14 protein-coding genes are annotated in these 19,831 nt (G+C 38.9%); 6 read left to right on the top strand and 8 right to left on the bottom strand.

Features of this window, described 5'->3' with window-relative positions; all coding sequences use genetic code 11:
* Positions 1-11: 11 nt before the first annotated feature.
* From J7E44_RS14355 to J7E44_RS14330, 6 genes are all read right to left on the bottom strand, one after another.
* Entirely contained in the window at positions 12-1,316 is a 1,305-nt protein-coding gene (locus J7E44_RS14355; protein ID WP_353050492.1) for a TlpA family protein disulfide reductase, read from the bottom strand.
* The gene (locus tag J7E44_RS14350) at positions 1,316-2,692 is read right to left on the bottom strand and encodes a RagB/SusD family nutrient uptake outer membrane protein (protein WP_214831073.1); all 1,377 of its coding nucleotides are present in this window, start codon (positions 2,690-2,692) and stop codon (positions 1,316-1,318) included. The genes J7E44_RS14355 and J7E44_RS14350 overlap by 1 nt, the downstream gene beginning before the upstream one ends.
* A gap of 10 nt (positions 2,693-2,702) precedes the next feature.
* Complete coding sequence (locus tag J7E44_RS14345) at positions 2,703-5,951, bottom strand: SusC/RagA family TonB-linked outer membrane protein (protein ID WP_214831072.1); 3,249 nt, start codon at positions 5,949-5,951, stop codon at positions 2,703-2,705.
* Positions 5,952-6,270: 319 nt separating this feature from the next.
* Positions 6,271-7,467, bottom strand: a complete 1,197-nt coding sequence (locus J7E44_RS14340; protein WP_214831071.1) for a FecR family protein — start codon at positions 7,465-7,467, stop codon at positions 6,271-6,273.
* A gap of 234 nt (positions 7,468-7,701) precedes the next feature.
* Positions 7,702-8,136: a hypothetical protein gene (locus J7E44_RS14335; protein ID WP_214831070.1), complete on the bottom strand. Its 435-nt coding sequence runs from the start codon at positions 8,134-8,136 to the stop codon at positions 7,702-7,704.
* Between the two features lie 39 nt (positions 8,137-8,175).
* Positions 8,176-8,556: a hypothetical protein gene (locus J7E44_RS14330; protein ID WP_214831069.1), complete on the bottom strand. Its 381-nt coding sequence runs from the start codon at positions 8,554-8,556 to the stop codon at positions 8,176-8,178.
* A gap of 477 nt (positions 8,557-9,033) precedes the next feature.
* Between J7E44_RS14330 and J7E44_RS14325 the strand changes: the two genes are divergently transcribed.
* From J7E44_RS14325 to J7E44_RS14315, 3 genes are all read left to right on the top strand, one after another.
* Positions 9,034-9,369: a hypothetical protein gene (locus J7E44_RS14325; protein WP_214831068.1), complete on the top strand. Its 336-nt coding sequence runs from the start codon at positions 9,034-9,036 to the stop codon at positions 9,367-9,369.
* A gap of 67 nt (positions 9,370-9,436) precedes the next feature.
* On the top strand, positions 9,437-10,291 hold the full coding sequence (locus J7E44_RS14320) for a GLPGLI family protein (RefSeq protein WP_214831067.1): 855 nt from the start codon (positions 9,437-9,439) through the stop codon (positions 10,289-10,291).
* Positions 10,292-10,295: 4 nt separating this feature from the next.
* On the top strand, positions 10,296-12,971 hold the full coding sequence (locus J7E44_RS14315) for a TonB-dependent receptor (protein WP_214831066.1): 2,676 nt from the start codon (positions 10,296-10,298) through the stop codon (positions 12,969-12,971).
* Between the two features lie 388 nt (positions 12,972-13,359).
* On the opposite strand, the gene J7E44_RS14310 is transcribed toward J7E44_RS14315, so the two are convergent.
* Together J7E44_RS14310 and J7E44_RS14305 are read right to left on the bottom strand one after the other, a co-directional pair.
* Positions 13,360-13,953 carry an RNA polymerase sigma factor gene (locus J7E44_RS14310; protein ID WP_214831065.1) on the bottom strand — a complete coding sequence of 198 codons (594 nt, stop codon included), beginning with the start codon at positions 13,951-13,953 and terminating at the stop codon, positions 13,360-13,362.
* 198 nt (positions 13,954-14,151) lie between these two features.
* A complete protein-coding gene (locus J7E44_RS14305; protein ID WP_214831051.1) occupies positions 14,152-14,868 on the bottom strand; it encodes a hypothetical protein in 717 nt (238 codons plus the stop codon).
* 283 nt (positions 14,869-15,151) lie between these two features.
* Between J7E44_RS14305 and J7E44_RS14300 the strand changes: the two genes are divergently transcribed.
* The 3 genes from J7E44_RS14300 to J7E44_RS14290 all read left to right on the top strand — a co-directional run bounded on the left by J7E44_RS14300 (position 15,152) and on the right by J7E44_RS14290 (position 19,829).
* Positions 15,152-15,682, top strand: coding sequence for an RNA polymerase sigma factor (locus J7E44_RS14300; protein ID WP_214831049.1), 531 nt, complete (start codon positions 15,152-15,154; stop codon positions 15,680-15,682).
* 86 nt (positions 15,683-15,768) lie between these two features.
* A complete protein-coding gene (locus tag J7E44_RS14295) occupies positions 15,769-16,596 on the top strand; it encodes a FecR family protein (RefSeq protein ID WP_214831047.1) in 828 nt (275 codons plus the stop codon).
* A gap of 146 nt (positions 16,597-16,742) precedes the next feature.
* Positions 16,743-19,829 (top strand): SusC/RagA family TonB-linked outer membrane protein, encoded by a 3,087-nt coding sequence (locus J7E44_RS14290; protein ID WP_214831045.1) that lies wholly within the window; start codon positions 16,743-16,745, stop codon positions 19,827-19,829.
* Positions 19,830-19,831 lie beyond the last annotated feature (2 nt).

The raw sequence follows: 19,831 nt of genomic DNA, 5'->3' as shown, positions 1-19,831 counted from the left end.
TTTATTTATCCTTACTGTTTTTTTTCTAACACAATAACATCACGATCTTTATTTTGTAAGTTTATTTGTAGACCAAATTTTTCGAGATTGCTGTTCATTTCCGCTAAATTGTCCGGGTTCCATACCATCTCAAAACTGATTCTTTTACCGAGTGCCAGTTCGATATAAATAGGTTTATCACTATATGTATTAAGTAGTTCCTTTAAACTCTCAGAGAGATATCTATTAACTCTAAATAATTTTCCTTTTTCTAGTTTTTCACCAACTAAAAAACCTTTTATTGATTCTCCTGGAAGGGCATTTATATAATTTTTCGAAGTTCCATTATCCTTGATCACATAACATTCTATTTGCCGTGTTTCTAAGTGGCTTTTCACATTAAAAAAGTTATCCAAATCTATCACCATATGCTGGCCGAAAGTCCACGGTCCTGAAACTTTATCTTTTCCCTTGTAAATTAAATCATAACAGTAGATATCAGAGAAGGTTGTGTAGTCCCCATGAATATTTAATTTTCCCCCATCAAGCCTTATCATCCTTGTCGGACGGTGTAAGTCTGGATTTCCTAGGAGTGAAGCATAAGCTCTATCGTATAATCCTAGAAAGTCAACATTGCGGCACTGAAATCTTACCAGCTGATTAACTGTATCGACTTCAATCCCAGATCCTCCTATAAATTCTTTGCGGTACTTACTAAAATAAGAATAGTTAAGGATGTTTTTCTTATTACTTTCAAAGTAGTAACTAATTTGAGGCTCTTCAGCAAAACCCACCTTGCCATCAAGTTCATCTGCTTTAAGAGGAATATGTAAGGGCTGGCCTGATATAAACTTGTCAATGTTTATATCATTGGTATGAGTACCATCATTAATTGATCGTACAACTCCTGTTTTATCAATCCATACCTGATGCGGAAAACCCCTTGCAGGAAAAAGTTTCTTTAAAGTACTGTCATTCACTACCTGTGTAAATTTTACAGATCTGCCGATGGGATTATCCCTGAAAAATTCTTCTACATTTTTCTTATCCTCCCAAGTTACAAGCAGCACTCGTACATCGTCTTTGTACTTTTTACTGATGCTGTCAAGATGAGGCATTGCATCCCGGCAGGAACCGCAGCCTATAAACCAAAAATCAAGTATTACAGCTTTGTCTCCAAATTCCGAAAACCTAGCGGAACTGCTGGAATAATTCAGCATCGATTTCAATAGGACGTCAGGTATCTTGTCACCAATGGATAGAGGTTTTTGCGCATATAGAGTGCCCCTAAAAAAGAGAAATAATAAGCAGGTCGTTAAAATATATTTTGTTTTCATTAGTATCCTGGGTTTTGGTTTAAATTAATATTAAGATTTAACTCTGTAATCGGAATTGGAAGCAGGGCAGCGTTAGGTATCCACGCAGATTTTATATTGCTTAAGATCTTGTCTAATTGGCCTGTACGTTTCAGGTCAAACCACCGCTGCCCGTATTCCGCAAAGCACTCTACCCGTTTTTCTTTAAGTACAGCACCCAAAACCGCATTCATGTCAGTGCCGACAAAATCTGTCAGCCCTGCTTTGTTGCGGATAAGATTAAGATCAGCTGCAGCTTCTGCTAGGTTATTCAGGTGTGCACGCGCTTCCGCACGAGTTAAGTACATTTCTGCCAGTCGAAAAGCAATGCAATATTCAGTTTTAGCAGCAGTACTAAACCGCACTTTGTATTTATATGAAAAATTATAAGTTACACCGCCGACAATTTTTGTGGCAGTCCAGCTGGTCTTGCGCTTGTCCCCAATTTCAAAGCTACTATTCAGACTTGGGCTTATGGTATAAGCTGGTATAGCAGTTCCTGCTAAACTTACAGCGAGTCTGCTTCCCTCGATCGTGTTAAATAGGCTATTTTCAGGCTGGGCAATCTGCCACAGCGCTTCATTACTGCCAATTAAGAATGTTTTTGACAGATCGGTTTCCAGACTGTATTTCCCTGAACTGATAATTTCGGTTGCCACTTCTTCTGCAGCCTGCCAGTTCTTCCGATAAAGATAGACCCTACTCAGCAGAGCAGTGGCAGTATAATAGTTCACCCGAAGTTTTCCGTCCGATGGATAATTTATGGAAAGCAGACCGCGTGCTGTCTGCAAATCTAAGATTATTTGATCCATGATGTTTTGAGCAGGGGTTCTTGGTATTAAAGAATTATGCTCATAATTTGTGTTTAAGATCAAGGGCACATCACTAAATAAATTTACCAAATACCAGTAGCAGAAGGCTCTTACAAAAAGAGCTTCTCCTGTAAGCTGTTTCTTTAATAGGGAAGTTAACGAAGCTGAACGCTCCAGACCTTCAATACAGGCATTGGCCTGATAGATGATTTCATAGGGATTACGCCAAAAATCACGATATACAAGGCTGTTAGAGGATGTAAGCATATTGGTGTTAAATGCTATAATCTCTGCGTCGGTACTTGTATAATTAAGCTCATCTGCAGCAAGCCCCATCCAGATAGTGGCCGCTCCATCTGAAAATGTTGGAGTCTGACTTGCCAATGAACTATAAAGACCTAAAACCGCAGATAAAGCGGTTCCGTCTTCTAAAAAGACACTACCGGAACTAATGCGGTCGATAGGAGCATCCACCTCAATAATTTTCTTACAGGATGAAATAGAAAATAATAGCACTATGGTTAAAGTATAGATTAATGATTTCATATTACTTGATTTAAAATGTGAGCTGTATTCCGATGATAAAGACCTTTAAGGCAGGTAGACTATAAAGGTTCTGCATTTCGGGATCAAAACCCTTCTGCTTATTCCAAGTAAAAATATTTTGCCCCTGTGCATAAATGCGGGCAACAGATGAATAAAACCTTGAACTAAATTTTACAGGAAGTGTATAATTTAAAGATATATTGCGCAGGCGTATATAGGATGCGTCTCCATAAACCCTGTCAGAATTTTGAACGTTCACGGCATTGGTATTCACGGCAGATAAGTACTTTTCGTATTCTGCAACGCTTGATGAACTCTGCCAGCGGTCTGTAAGTATGACCGGCTGATTAAAAAGTGTACCGGGGATTTTGGACTGTGAAAATATGGAATACAAAAAGTTTTTTCCCGTCTGTTTCCGATAATCGAAGAATACACTTAATTCCAGTTTTTTATATATGATAGTATTATTGATACCTCCATAAATTTTAGGATCGACATTGCCATTAACCAGCAGGTCACGGTAATTGAGAATTCCATTCCCGTCTACATCTCTGAATTGATACAAGCCTGTGTGTGGGTCAATACCGGTGTAACGGTAATTATACAAACTGTTTAATGATTCTCCAACTTTATATAGGGTTGCATATGTTGAAGTTTCAATTCCAGGAAAGGAGACTAATTTATTTCGGGATAATGTTGCATTGGTAGAAATAGTCCACTGAAATTTACCATTCCTTAAAATATCTGCACTTGCCGAGAGCTCCCACCCGTCATTTTGTACTAATGCCGGAAAATTACGAATGATAGAAGCAAAACCTGTTAGGTAAGGTAGCCTGTAGGCTACAAGTTGATTATCACTGCGGTTGCGGTAATAGCCCACAGAAAATAAAATCCTGTCTTTCAGAAATCCAATATCAATTGCGGCTTCAAACTTTTTATTAACTTCCCAGCTGTAATCGGCATTGGCCAATGCTGTAGGTCTTAATGTACTCGTCCCCTGATAAGTCTGGCCGTCGGCCTGCCAGGTATCAAGGAACTGGTAATCGCCGATCTGGTCATTTCCTGTAATACCATAACTGCTCCGTAATTTTGCAAAGCTTAGAAAAGGAAGCTTATTCTTTAACCATTCTTCTTCAGTAATTATCCAAGCAGCACCCAATGCTCCAAAATTGGCATACTGCTTTCCTGTTCCAAATCGGCTTGATCCATCTCTCCGCCCCGTGAGATTAAAGAGATATTTGTTTTCAATATTATGATTCAATCTGGCAAACACTGCTGAATATCGGTATTGAGTAGATAAATTGCTCGCGGAATTAATAGTGCTTGCTGCACCAAAGCTCTCCATTAAGGCTTCACTGCTAAAGCCGCTGAGAGAGATCGTATTTCCAGTATTTCGCCTTTGATGAATTGTTCCGCCCAGCAGAAGGTTTAGTTTTCCTTTTCCTACATGTCTGGAATATTCTATCTGAGGTTCAATGTTCCAGCTACTGAATTCATTATTTGCAAATTGGGAAGAGTTTACCTGCTGTATTGCATTGGGAGAAAGTGAACGGATGGGAATAAGCTGCTTTTCTTTACTGCTCAGTTGATTGTATCCAGTTGAGATCTTAATCGTTAAGTCATCCGAAATCCTATAAGAAATATTTAAGCTGCTCACCAAGTTATTGGTTTTTACATTGTAGGTTTGGAAAAGGTAACGGTATGGATTTTCATACTGACCTCCGTTTTCTACCCATTTTAACCCGCCTTCCGTGGTAAAAAATTCTGGTGTATTGGGAGCTAAAAATGTATAATAAGTTAAATCTGCACCAGCAGTTCTATTTTCACTTGCAGTATAGCTGCTCGAAAGATTAATATTGAAACGTTTGTCTTTCGAGCTATGGTTTAGATTCGTGTTTACGCTTCCTCTGGTATTAGGTAGCGCATTGGGAAATACCGAAGTCTCCCGGTAAAATGAACTACCTATTAAATATTGTATTTCCGAAGAACCACCCGATATTGATAGCTGAGCGTTGGTGAGTTTTCCGGTACCTCCAATAAGTTCTTTCTTGTAATCATTATATCGGTTTTGATCCCAGGCGAGGAGATCAGGAGCATTAGAGACAGTCGGGGTAATATCAGAGTTGGCAAAGGCTTCCTTCCGCATTTCCAGATACTGTCCGATGTTCATTAGTTTCATTGTTTTTCCAACCTCTGTAAAACCTTGGTTGATATTGGCTGTTACCTGCGTTTTTCCCGCCCTGCCTTTTCTTGTGGTAATCAACACTACGCCGTTTGCTCCCCTTGAGCCGTAAATGGCTGTAGCATCAGCATCTTTTAATATTTCAATACTCTCAATATCACTAGGGTTGATACTGTTGAAAGGACTCAACGACGTGCCTGTGACACCATTTGTCAAGGCCGAAGGTAGAACCGAAACCCCTTCATTACCTGCTGCAAAAGGAATTCCATCAATCAATATCAATGGTTGTGACCCTTGAGCGATGGAATTTCTTCCCCTGATCTGGATATTGAATGAAGAGCCTGGCACTCCCGTTGATTGGGTAACCACAAGGCCGGGTATCCTGCCTGATAGAGCGCCGAGCGGGTTACTCACTGGTTGTTTCGCTATATCAGTTCCGGATATACTGCCCACCGAGCCGGTATTTAATCGTTTTGTTGTTGTACCGTAAGCAATGATCTGTACTTCATCAAGCTTGGATTCACTTCTGCTTAGGATAATTTTACTGGCATTTTTTACAGTGACCTCCTGCTCCACATAGCCAATATAAGAGACAATTAAAACAGCATTTTCCGGGACATTTAAAAGGGTATAGTTTCCTTCACTATTGGTCACTGTAGTCTGGTTTGTTCCTTTAACTGATACTGTAGCACCGGAAAGAGGGTTTCCATTTTCATCACTTACTATTCCGGTCACAGTCTGTGTAGTCTGTTTCTCTTTCTTTTCTTTAACTGCTGTTTTTTCTTTTACCACAATGGTTCCCTCTACCAATTCATAGGTAAAAGGAATATCTGCAAAGATTTTTTCTAAAGCAGCTTTAATCGGCATATTTTTGATGTTGGCGGTGATGGGGGTGTTTTTACCCAACATTCTGCCCTTATACCAGAATAGAAAGCCTGTCTGCTTTTCTATCTGTTTAAAGACCTTATACATCGGTACATCTTTGGCTTCTATCGTTACATTTTGAGCTCTAACACTTGTTGCAGAAGCAAGGAGGCAGGAAACAAGCACGATGAATAAGATTAAATGCACCCTCATAATTGCGGGGTGTAAAGGTATTTTCGGCAGAGCCTTTTTGTATAGGGACCAATAAACTGTAAGACTGTATGGCTCTGCATAGTCTGAGTTTGAGAAAAAAATCATATGTTTGTTTAGGTTTTGCTATAGGTGCATCGCATTTGAGAGCGTGCTAGATGCCCTATAGTCGGTTGATAAATCGGTTCGTGCTGATTGTCACTAAACCCAGTTTAACCGGAGCATTCTAGAACAATGCCTCCGGTTTTTTTGTGGGTATTATTAACTAAAAATAAAAAACTACCTCATAGGCTTCTCTTGCTAATTGATGGACAATGGACATTTATTTCTCTGGACTGACGGTCAGAAAAGTTACATTATTCTTTTTATTGAGGCTAAAATGGACATTACTGAGTTCAAGAATCCGCAGTACTGCCGATAGATTGGCTGTGCGCTTAATACCGCCGTTAAAAACTTCACTACCCGGTTCCCCTTTATATTCAACCTCAATATTGTACCATCGGCTTACCTGCCTGAGGACTTCCTGTAGGGATGCATCCTTGAAATAAATCTGGCCTTCTTTCCAGGAGAGTGCTGTCTGCATGTCGGCTGCACGCACATTTATATCACCATTGGAATAAAGAGACTGCTCGCCCGGTTTTAAGATAACGGCTTTCTGATCGGCGTTTTGCAAAGCCGAAACTTTTACAGACCCTTCAGCAAGGGTGGTCACCGTTCGTCCTTCATCAGCATAACTATTGATATTAAAATGTGTGCCCAGGACTTCAACTGACTGTGTGGGTGTTTCTACCACGAACGGATGACTTTTGTCTTTAAAAACTTCAAAGTAGGCTTCGCCGGCCAGCTTTACTTTCCGCTTTCCCTGCTCTCTCAGGTTTGCAGCGTATTGCAGAGTAGTACCGGCGTTAAGCCAGACTTTGGTGCCGTCAGACAGCACAATTTGATAGGTTTCTCCTTTTGCAGTCGATAAAGTGTTAATGCTGTGCTCAGAAGCTCCATTGGTACTGGAAATGGTATAAATTAATTCTCCGTTTTTATTTTTCGAAACAGTAATACCGGATTCCACGGCTAAAGTCCCGGCAGAAACGTCATTGAGTGAAATTTTCCTGCCACCTGCAAGGGTAAGGGTTGCAGCGCTATGGCCCGGTTTTACATCATTGGCGAGACCTTGTTTTTGTTTTAGATATCCTTGATCTGTCCTGCTAAGATAGTAGGCGGTGACTGAAGAAATTAAAAGGAGCACAGCTGCTACATAAGGAAGGTATCTTCTCAAACGAACCGTTTCTCTTGGCTGTAATTTTTCTCGGAGCTGAGAGGCAACTGCATCTACTACTCTAGCTAATTCTACATTGTCGTATTCTGAATTATCAACTGATAAAGCTTCCATAACGAACTGGCGTAAATCACCTTGATCTTCTTCTTTCCCAAAGTACCCTAGCAATACAACATACTCCTCCCTATTAATACTGTTGTTTAGGTATTTCGTAAAGAGTTCTTTGATATGTGGATCAGTTTCCAAGGCTTTTTTTTATAATATTACGCAGTTGGATGCAAAACCAATAGCCCTGTCGGTTTATAAAAAAGTTGTTTTTCTGTAAACAACTGATTAATAGATAAATAAAATTATTGCAGCAGTTATAAATTACGATATAATAGATTAATGGTCTAATAATTCTTCACTTATTATAGCCCCTTAAAAAGACCCGACAAGTAAAGAGTTTTACTTGTCGGGCTTTAAGAACTGATTTTAGGTCTACAAGGTATAAGAGAACTCGAATATGAGTTTACCTAGTGCAACTGTTTTTCCTTCGGCATTTGATTTAATAACGAGAGAATTTGAGCTTCCTGTCCATTTTGAATAATCTGTTTCGGGAGGAATTGGGTAAATCAATTCGATGGGCAGCCTGTTAGTAAAACAGACCGAACATTGTGATCCAAAATAGGTAGTAGTCTGATTGTCTAACCGGGCAAGATATGCTTTCTGCTTGCCAGAAAGAAAAAAATTATCCGTTATCCAAGATTTGAAATTCATTTGAACGGCATCGGCCTGAGCCTGTAATTGCTCTTCATTTAATGAATATAGTTCTTCCATTTTACTTTGCACACCGCTGACAGATAGCGGTGATTTTGTAATGAAAGCAACTTTTTCAGATCTAAATGTTGGAATAGTTAACGTAGGTGTAGTCATTTTGAATGATTAAAAAGTCAATTATAAAATAAGTTGATTTTAAACCGTATAGGTAAACTCAAAAGTGAGTGTGCCTGTTGCTACAGGTATCCTGCTACCATCTGATTTGACAGCAAGGCTATTTGATGCACCTGTCCATTTTGAGTATTCCCCTGTCGGTGGTTCAGGATAGATCAATTCGATTGGTAACCTGTTTGAAAAACAGATAGAGGACTGTGATCCAAAATAAGTAGAGATTTGACTGTTCAGCCTATCCAGATAATCCCCTTGTTGAGTACTAAGGCTAAAGTTTGCTTTTATCCATGCTTTAAAGTCTGCCTGGATAGCTTCCGCTTCTGCTTGCAAAGCGGCGTCTGATAATAGGTAAAGTGCGTTGATCTTGTTTTGTACACCCGTTGGTGTCATTGGTTGTTTAGCCATGCGTAGTTTGGTTAAATTGTAAATAATTATTGTTAATTAAGATTTTGAATATGATGCTTTGGGAGCAGATAATTTTTCTTGTCTATAAATGAAGGTTGTATAAACCGGAAGTTTTCCATAGGCAGCTTTTTGATAGTATTACGCAGAAAGCTGCAAAACCAATAGTTGCATAATAAGAAAAAAATAAAAAATGCGGTTTACATCTTTTAGTGTGCTACCAAACAATACCTTCCTGGTGTATCATTATTTTTCTTTGTAAGGACCTTCTCAATCAAGCTCACATAATCAGCTAAACAGCGGGTTTCTTTGAACTGCTGATGTAAATTTTCATATGCCAGGAAAGCAGATATATTTTTTATTTAATTCTCATATTTGTGAATTAGTTTATAGTTTTGTTTTTAATTTAAACATTGAGATGGCCACCCCTAGTTTCTGTTTATGTTAATATTTATCAGATTATTTAAAAACACAAGGACTATGAAAAGTTTATTTATCGCAGCAATATGTCTGGTTCTGGGAACCAGTGTATTTGCAAACACCCCAGATCTGGGAAAAAGTCGACCTGTCGTAACGAAAGTGGAAGTAAAATTAGGCCTGGAAAAGTTAAAGGCCAGTACCACAGTAAATCAAAGCAGCAATAAGGAAAGTGGGCTGTTCCGCATCCAACGCTCATGTGATTTCACCGACGCATGTGGACACATAGTGAGGGTATGGGTATCCGCACCTGATGGTTACACCAATGGAGCGCATATGTACAACACTGCCTATAATTATTATTTTTATATCACAGCAGGCGGCAGCGGCTGCTTGTAGAATGACCTCAACGGGTTAAATCAATAAAAGAAAAGGGGGTGGTCTATTTCATCAGTTATGAAAAATTATGAATTATTTTACTAGAATCTTCATCAGTGCAGTCTTTTCCTGCATTTTTGTCTCTTTCTGCTGGGGCAGCACCAGTGCGGACGATCCGCCGTACGGGATCGCGTCATACCATTTTTTCCATATCCGGGATACGCTTAACAAAGGTATCATCCACGAAGAGGATTTCCAGCTGGTCTTTGATGCCGGTAAGAGTGCCTATTCAAGCTTTACCAAGCATATCCAGGATTCGGTTTTTCTTGCAAAGATCGAAGCTTCGGAAAGATCCGGAAGTTCCCACACGGACATGGGCATTTTTACGCCGGTAACGACTGATCAGATCTATACGCTGCAATCAAAACATATGCAGTACATTAACAAGAATTTTGACAATCAAAATTATCTGATTAAAGAGGATTTGGAACAAACGAATTGGAAAGTTATGCAAGAAACAAAGACAATTCTTGGTTATCCGTGCCAGATGGCCAGGGGTATGTGCAAAGGCCGTGAGTATACTGCATGGTTTACAACCGACATATCCGCAGGTTTTGGACCCTGGAAACTGCACGGGCTCCCTGGGCTGATCCTGGAAGCATATGACGATCGGCAGATGATAAAATTTACGTGTACGAAAGTAATGTTGGATGTGAAAGCTTCTGGCAATCAGATCCTGGATTTGCCAAAAGACGTGATTACGACCACCTACAGGGACTATGAACGGATGGAAAACGCATTTATGCAGGGGCTTGATATAGGCGAATTCAGTGGCGGAGAGGCAGTTGTGGAAAAAGTAGAAGTTGACCAGGGGATACAGACAAAACTGCAAAGGAAGGTGAGGATAAATTATCCGCTTGAACTTGATCAGGTAAAAAAGTAAGGATGTGCATAGCATAAAGCCATTCGTGTTGCTTATCCTGCTATTTTTAACGGCAAGGTTACCTGCACAGGATATTGTATCCGTCAGAGGAGAGGTTAAGGATAGTGTCGGAAACCCAATTATGGGAGCAACAGTGAGCATTATAAGGAGTAACGGCATCGGAATTGTTTTTGAAAAAACAGATGATCGGGGAACCTTCACGTGCCAATTCCAACCTGCCGGAGAGCTGTCCATTAAAATTTCGGCACTGGGATATCGACAATCTGTAGTTCCGGTCATATCCAGCAACAATAAGCCTTATCTGATTATACTGGCAAAATCAGTTCGCCAGTTAAAAGAGGTTGCCATAAAGTCGAAAAGGGACATCGTCCTGTCTAGCGATACCCTAAAGTACAACGTAAAATCTTTCGTAGACAAAAGTGACAGGGTAATCGCAGACCTGCTTGGTAGGTTGCCCGGTATACAGGTTGATGACAAAGGTGCCATCAGTTATAATGGAAAGGGGATTACGAATGTCTATATAGATGGGGACAACCTTGTAGAAGGGAGGTACAGGCTCGCCACCGATAACGTACCCGTCAAGGCTGTGGAACAGGTAGAGGTAATCGAAAGAGATCAGCCAGTCAAAGCGCTGAACGGATATGTACTTTCAAACAGCTTTTCCCTGAACCTTAAACTCAGTGACAGTGCAGGAACGGTTACAACAACTACGGGCCATGCCGGAGCCGGCAACAATGCATACACGGCCGGGATGAACAATCTGATTTTTAGAAAGAAATTTAAGAGCATCAATAACCTGAAAGCTAACAATATCGGTGAAAACCTGGAAAATGAAAATGCAAACCTCGGGGCTGTTTCCGCTGATTATGGAGCACAGGTGAAACGTCCCCAACCACTATTATCGATACAGACTGCGGCGCAACCCGGTATCGCCGAGAAATATTACTTGATGAACAATGACAATGCGGCGAACAGCAACAGTTTATTTAAATTTCGGGGTGACTGGGCCTTAAGAGTCAATGTTTCGAGATTTGGGTTAAAACACAAGTATGTCTACAATAACAACATTTATTATTTCCTTACAGATAACGACACGGTCCGCTATAGCGAACTACAGGATAATCTTTTCAGGCTGCATCACTGGCAAATGCAGGCCCAGCTAGAGAGGAACAGCAGTTCGGTATACCTCAGATCCGTCACCTCAATAGATCTTCCCAAATGGAACAGAAACGGTAACCTTACACAGAATGAACAGGTTTTGCGACAGTTCCAGCCTACGGGCTTTCTTTCATTAAGTAATGAAACGGTGATCATTAAAGCCGTAGGTGTAAACCAGGTCATTCAGTACGGTACTATAATACAGCGCTATACCTCACATGAAAACCTCATCATTTCACCGGGTATTCAGCCCGAAATAGTTAATGAAGGCCTGGCTTACCGGATGCTCGATCAACAGGTTTCCACCAAAAACCTCTTTGTAAACCTTGCGGGATCATATAAGCGAAAATTCAAGTTTTTTATCCTTTCTACTGCGCTTGGAGCAGAGCTCGAAAGTAACAGTTTAAACAGCGGCCTGTACAAAACATCTGACAGCACTACAGCATATTTAGTTGGGGATAGCTTCAGAAATGCCCTGGTATTTGATCACTTGAAGTTATATGGTAATAGTTCACTAGCTTATGTTGTTAAGAAGGGATCGATAAGCATAGCATCTATGCCTTCTCTCCATTATATTACCTTCACGCGCAGTGGCAGGATAGGTCCCGATAAGAGCCCTTTTTTTGTACCCAACCCTGTAATTGAAGTACGAAAAACAATAGGCAGATACAGTGAACTGGAGCTAAAGTATTCAGGACAGACCGAATTCGGTCAGATAACCGATATTTATCCCGGAACTGTCCTGGTCAACTATAGGCAGTTTAACTACAATGATACCCCACTTCCAAAAACAGCTATTAGCTCTTTCGCTACCAGGTATTCCTACCGGAAACCGCTGAATATGCTATTTTTCAACCTTAACGTAACCTACAGCAGATCAAAGGCGAATTTTATCAGTGCATACACGGTTGACGGCGGTCTCACAAGATCATCAGCCGTGATGTATGAAAATAGCGCTGATCAATATTCATTAAATGGGAACATTTCAAAATATGTATACGCTTTGGCGACATCCTTCTCAGCATGCACCAATATAAGTGTTCAAAAAGGTACAGGTTTTTACAATGGTGGACTTTCGCCTTTCGTTAATTACAACATCAGCTATTCAGCAACAATGAGAAAGCATATCTTCACCGGGGCGAAACTTTCAATTTCAGTGAAATTCGGAAATTTCATAAATAAACAGGAGGCCATAGGCGCGGCAGTAATAAGAAATACAAACAGGTTGGGTGAGCTTCAGGCTGATTGGCGGCATAGTATAACTGATAGGCTTTCATATATTTTGGCTTATAATTCTGTATCATACCATCAGTATAGCCATCAGCCGATCAATAATTTTTTTCTGGACTCAAATATCAGGTACAGACCCAAAAAGTGGACGAGTTTTTTTGAATTGCATGCTACGAACCTTTTAGACCAGCATACCTATACACAGATCAATTTAAATTCAAATCTATTATCAGTTAGCCAGACACCGATCAGGGAAAGAACCTTTTTTATAAAATATTCATTCTCCCTGTGAAGTTCATGACACACCTATCGGTCATCGTATTTCCTATTGGTATAGAAATCAACAGGAATCCTGTTGTATTTGCAGAAAATATTCCTCAGATCGTTTTCTGTTAATTTAAATATACAATTTAAAAACAAACTGGACAGAGAGGAGCAGCCCTAAGATTAAGAAGGAAAAAAATATCAGCGCTGTTGAATATTGCAAGAAAAAACATGATTTTATGATTTGAATCATAAGATCTTAAAACAACCTTATATTAAATTTGAGTAGGAAATTTCCATTTCTACACTATAAGTATCGGCCAGGGGCTCTTATAAAAAGGGCTCCTTTTATTTAATGCTTTGATCAATGTTATAAAAGTGGGGAGTCCAAGCTTAAGATATGTCTGTTAAGTTAATCACAATCCAATTAGATGACTACAGAACAACATTACCGCAAAAGGGATAGCTTTATCATAATTATCTTTTAAGAATCTGTTTGCTTTAGTGATATGATCATTAACCGCAGCTTCCGAAATTTTTAGAAGTTTGCTCACTTCAGCGTAGCTTTTCCTTTCCATCTTGCAAAGCATGAAAACTTTTTTTCGTTGCTCAGGAAGCCTGTCTATAGAGCGAAAAAGCTCCTGATCTGCTTTGGTTTGAGAAACCTCATCAAATGGATTGTACAGTTCTGATATCCTGTACCATAATTCGTCGGCTAATTTTTTATCTTTAGAAATTCCCCGGAAATAATCATTAACCAGATTTGTAGTAATGCGGAAAAGATAGGCATCAATGGGTTTTTCAGTATCAATCAATTCCTTGTTTTTCCAAAGGCGTATAAAAAGTTCCTGTAAGACGTCTTCTACCAGATCCCACGATTTGAGGAGCCTGAAAATACGGCCTGCTATTTTTTCTTTATGAATGGAGTAAATTTTTTCGAAAGCAACATAATCCCCCTGTCGAAGCCGAAGCAGTAATTCTTTTTCGTTGACTATGGGTGGGGCATTCATGATTAACAATCAATATGAAATTAAAGTTAAAAAAAATTGTCTTTATAATGAAATTATTACTTTAATAAATAGATCACAAAAACTGCCGTTGTCATCTAAGCAAGGGCAAATTCAGGAAGATTATTATGACATCCTGTACATATAGGTAAGTTAGTATGTAAATTGGACCGCTTAACTTTATTTATTCGTTCTTATTGATTATTGTGTAGTTTTTGGATCATAATGCTCTAAAAAAAGATGTTCTAGAGGTACAATTTCATATCTATCTATATTGCTAAACTGAGTGGAATCTCGCTCGAAAAATAAATACTTATCATTACAGTAAAGCAATTTTGCCTTTGGGTATGTTATCCGTATTTTAACTGTTAGTTTGTTAATATTGCTGATTTCACTGTAATCTGGCTTCGTAAAAATGTTGAAAAACATAGAAAATACAATAGAGAGAGCGGTCACAAATGAGGCCTTTTTATTAAAAGTCTGTAAAAATCTTTTTTGCTTCAGAAGCCCCCAAAGTACCAGGATATTTGCGATTGTCAGATAGCAGACCCTACCAAGTAGTTTATATTCTTCTTTTACAAATAATAAGCATATCAGAGCAATGACCATAATGATAAATGTTGAGAAAAATACAAGCGTACCCCATTTTGCTTTTATATTGTTCCTGGCCTCATCGAACTGCACCTTAGTAAAAACAGCAACCAGAAATATGGGTACTTTGACCAATATTGAAATACCGTCGACAGGTACTTGCGTGGGAGAATAATAAAGAAGGAGGGTAAAGGACTTAAAGCAGAGTATGGCGAATTGCTCAAAGCCTCCCAGTAGAGTTGGAACAATTAGCAATAGGGTTAGGTTTTCTCTTAGGAAAGTCGTTAATCTGATTGTTGTAGATTCAGCAGATGTAGTTCTGGACATTTATAGAATTTGTACGAAAATAGTACTTAGTAAATTAAAGTTAACACAATGGTATGCATTTAATTATGTCGTATATACAATTTTACTCACTTTACATTTCAACTTTAAAATCGCTAATATAATTAGTATTTTACTTTAATACTATAAATGTTTCTATCCCTTAAACATGACATTATCCGGCTTGAAGAACATATAAAGTCATAAATATTCTTGCGTGTCAGAGAAACTCAGCTGATTTCGTATTGAAAAAATACATAAATTTGAACTATTAATAATCCCTCCCGTGACGTTCTTCTTAAAACATATTAATATAGAATGGGGCTTTTACAATGAGTTCTATAACCGATACAAGATTCCTGTATTTCAGTACATCAGTCGTGCAATTCAAAATGAGGATGATGTATTAGACGTTATGCAGAATGTATTTATACATCTTTGGGAGTATCGTGATCAGCTCAGTAATGAGAACTTAGAGCATATTATATTTCACACAATCAAACAAAACGTAGCTCAATTTTATAGAAAGTCTAAAAAGCAGCCATTCTGTAGTGTAAAGGATATCGAATATGCCGATAACTCTTTTAAAGAACTGCTGGAAAAAGAAACTCGGGAACAACAACTTGATGCCATTGAGGAAAGTCTCAAATTATTACCTCCAGCACGTAAAGAAATCTTTATGATGAACAAATTTGACGGGGTTACCCAAGATCAAATTGCCAAGCAGTTTAATATCTCTAAAAGTGCTGTAGAAAACCAAATATCAAAAGCTATGCTTTTTCTGAAGAAACAGCACAAAACTATTAAAAATAGTTAAATACCGTTAAAAATAGATAAAATTAACACAGTAGGGGGTGTGGTTTTTTACGTTTCTGCATATTATATAATAAAGGCCTCTTTATTATGGACGATAACAATAAGCCCCTTCCCGATTTCACTCCTGAAAAAGATTCAAGGATGTGGGAAAATCTCAAAAGAGACATAGCTATCCATGAGCGTAGGAAACAGATTAAAAAATTCTATTTTAAAGCTGCAATACTTGTTATTTTTTTATCTGTAGGTAGTATTCTTGGATATAACACCATTTTCAAACCTGATGTTTACCTAGCCGGATCACAAAATTTTGAAATTAAACTAGCCGATGGTTCAGTTGTAATCCTTTCACAAGGAGCTAAGCTGACCGTTGAAAAATCATTTCCTACTGAAACAAGAGATGTTTTCCTTGAAGGGGATGCGGTTTTCAATGTTACAAAATCTAAAAAACACCCATTTATTGTTCATGGAAAGGGATATGAAACAAAGGTGCTTGGAACTGTTTTTAAGGTTACCCAGAGTGGCCAGACTTTCAAGGTTGATCTGTTTGAGGGAAAAGTACTGGTTTATAAAAAAGGGCATTCCAAAGAACCCATTGTATTGAAACCTCAACAGACATTTAGCAATTATGGATCACCAAATGTGGCTTCTGTTACTAAAACAAATGAGGAAAGGATTCCAGCCACTAAGGACAAAACGGCGACACTCATCTTCAATAAATGCCCCATAAATGATGCAGTAAAGATTATTGAGAAAACATATGGGATCAAGGTACAATACCCCTCAGAACTTGAAAACATAAAAATTACAATCACAGTACCTGACGCTAAGGCTGTTGCATTTATTCAAACACTGGCAATACAAAGCAATCTAAATATAAAACAAAACAATGATTCAACATTTGAACTGGAAAAGTAGGCTATGGTGTCTCATGACTCCAGCCATGATACCTGATAGATAAGGTAAGTGAGGTACAAAAAGACCGACGGGTCCCACCGTCGGTCATGTACCAAAATAATAACAAAATCTTCACTGAGTTACTAATTTTAATACAATGCAAAAATATGAAAAATATTTGCACGGCTGCCCTATTCCTTATTTTGGGGATAAGTCTCTTCAAAGGGCAGCAACAAGATCTTTCTAAAATAAAGGTCAATTATTCGGCGGGACAAATCCCTGCCACAGAAGCGGTTGAACGTTTCATTACAGAAAACAAGATCAAATCCTTTGCTTATTCTACTGATCAATTAGAAAAATATAAGATTCAGGGGGTAAAATGTACTGATGAAAGTGTGCTGGATTGTACCAGTAAAATACTAAAGGGCTTACCCTTTGAGGCTATAATCTATAATAATACCATTATTATCCGGCAGAAAATACGCAAAGTATCTGTTTCGGATACTGAGGAAAGTATTCCCTTGATGGCCACACAGCAAAGGAAAGATACTATTGATCTTTTTAACAGGGAAACCAAAATCGAAGAAATTACGCTGAATGCCGGATACTACTCGGTAAAGGATAAAGAACGCACCGGAAGTATTGCTAAGGTGACAGCAAAAGAAATAGAGAACCAGCCTGTAAACAATGTACTTTCTACCGTGCAGGGGCGTATGGCAGGGGTAAGTATTATCCAAAATGGAGGTGTTCCAGGTGGCGGGTATCAGGTGCAAATACGTGGAAGAAACAGTTTAAGGACGATTTCTAACAGTGGAATAGATGGAAGTCAACCGCTATATGTAGTTGATGGGGTTCCTTTTGGAACTGAAATTTCTTCTCTTTATTCATCAACAGCTATCCCAAATGGAAGTATCAATCCATTGAATAGCATTAGCCCTAGTGACATCGAAAGCATAGAGGTACTCAAAGATGCTGATGCCACCGCAATCTATGGCTCGCGTGGTGCAAATGGTGTTGTCCTTGTAACGACCAAGAAAGGAAAATCAGGAGTGCTAAGATTAAGCTTTAATACAACCTATAGTTTAAGCCAGTCAATGTCAAACCTTGAAATGATGGATGCCACGCAATACCTCAATATGAGAAAACAAGCTTTTGCCAATAGTGGCATTAATGTTTATCCTGCCACCGCTTATGACCTGAATGGTACTTGGGACCAAAGCCGTGATACAGATTGGGCCAAGACACTCATAGGAAACACAGCAACCTCATCTAACTCCACGCTTTCACTAAGCGGGGGAAGCGACACCACTACTTTTTTATTGAGTCTTGCCCACAATGAACAGACAACAGTTTTCGGAAAAAACTTTAAGTACAAAACCAACAATATTTCAAACAATATTACCCATCGCTCTAAGGGTGATAGGTTGCAGTTAAACATATCAAACATGTTTTCAATACAGGAAAACAATATGATAAATTCGGATATTACCAGAAATTCATTTTTGCTGGCACCAAATGCACCCACACTTTATAATGAAGATGGAAGCTTAAACTGGGAGAACAATACATTTGATAATCCCATAGCAGCCTATGAAGCAACCTATTCTAATAAAAATATTCAGTTTTTAAACAATCTCAATGCGCAATTCAGGGTATCTAAGGATATCAGACTCAAACTAAATACTGGAATTAACTATCAGGCTTTTGAAGAATGGTCTCTTCGTCCACATACGACAATGAATCCATCCACAGGGGCAACTGCTGCTCTTTCTCAGGCTTATAAATATAACCAGAACCGTTTTTCATTTATTGTAGAGCCCCAAGTGAATTGGCGTTATTTAAAAGGGAATCATGAGCTTGACGTGCTTGTGGGAGGATCTTTTCAGAATGAAGTTAACAGTCAGGGCTCAATGAAGGGTACTGGTTTTGAAAGTAATGTGTTTATCCAAAATATAGCAGCTGCCCAAACCAAAACAATCAACGACCAGATCAGAACAGAATATAGATACGCAGCGGTTTTTGGAAGATTAAATTATCAGTTTGAAAAAAGATTTATCCTAAACATCACAGGGCGTAGGGACGGTAGCAGTCGTTTCGGTCCAAATAAAAAGTTTGCAAACTTTGCCGCAATTGGTGGAGCATGGCTGTTCTCGAAAGAAAATTTTTTCGAAAAGGCAAAATGGCTCAGCTTTGGAAAGCTTAGAGGAAGTTATGGTACTGCGGGAAGTGATAACATTGGGGATTATCAGTATCTTGATACCTATACCGTATCAACTTTTATTTACAATGGCGTTACCGGACTAGCCCCTTCCCGTCTCTATAACCCAGATTATAGTTGGGAAAAAACAACCAAGCTTGAAGCCGCTTTGGAATTGGGACTTTTCAAAAACCGCATCAATCTTACTACAGCATGGTATCAGAACCGCTCTTCGAACCAATTGGTGGGCTATCAATTACCCGCTATTACAGGTTTTACCTCAGTATTGGCCAATCTCGATGCTACGGTACAAAACACGGGATGGGAACTGGAGATCAGCGGTCACCCTTTTAAATCACAGAGGTTTCAATGGGAAACCGGAATAAACATAAGCTTCCCGCGAAATAAACTACTTTCTTTCACAGGTCTGGAAGGCTCAACCTACGCAAATAGTTACGTAATAGGACAGCCCACCTCAATTATTAAGCTTTATCAACTGGAAGGGATCAATCCACAAACAGGTCAATACAATTTTAAGGACTTTAATGGTGATGGGAAAATCACAGCGGATGACCGCCAGACAATTGAAAACATAGGCATGGATTATTTTGGCGGATGGTATAATAATCTAAAATATAAAAACTGGGATGTATCTTTTCTTTTCCAGTTCGTAAAACAAAGAAGCAGGAATTATAACTATATACTGCCATCACCAGGCCTGATGACTAATTTGCCTGTCGAAGCCCTAAACGTATGGTCAGCCCAAAATCCCAATGGATTGTATATGCCCTACAAATCAACAGTTAACCCCTCACATTCACTTTTTCAAAACAGTGATGTGTCAGTTTCCGATGCCTCTTTTATCCGCCTTAAAAATCTACAGATCGAATATCGGATTCCGATCAGAAATAGTGTCTTCAGGGAGGTGAAAGTTTATTTTCAGGGACAAAATCTCATAACATGGACAAAATATTTTGGTCTTGACCCTGAGTTCGCTTCAATGGGCTTCCTTCCCCCGCTTCGAACATATGCTTTTGGTGCACAGTTTAACCTTTAATC

Origin of the sequence: Chryseobacterium sp. ISL-6 (genome assembly GCF_018613715.1) — a bacterium.
Lineage (GTDB): Bacteria > Bacteroidota > Bacteroidia > Flavobacteriales > Weeksellaceae > Chryseobacterium > Chryseobacterium paludis.
The sequence above is the reverse complement of the archived record's forward strand: the minus strand, read 5'-3'. Positions and strand labels throughout refer to the sequence as shown.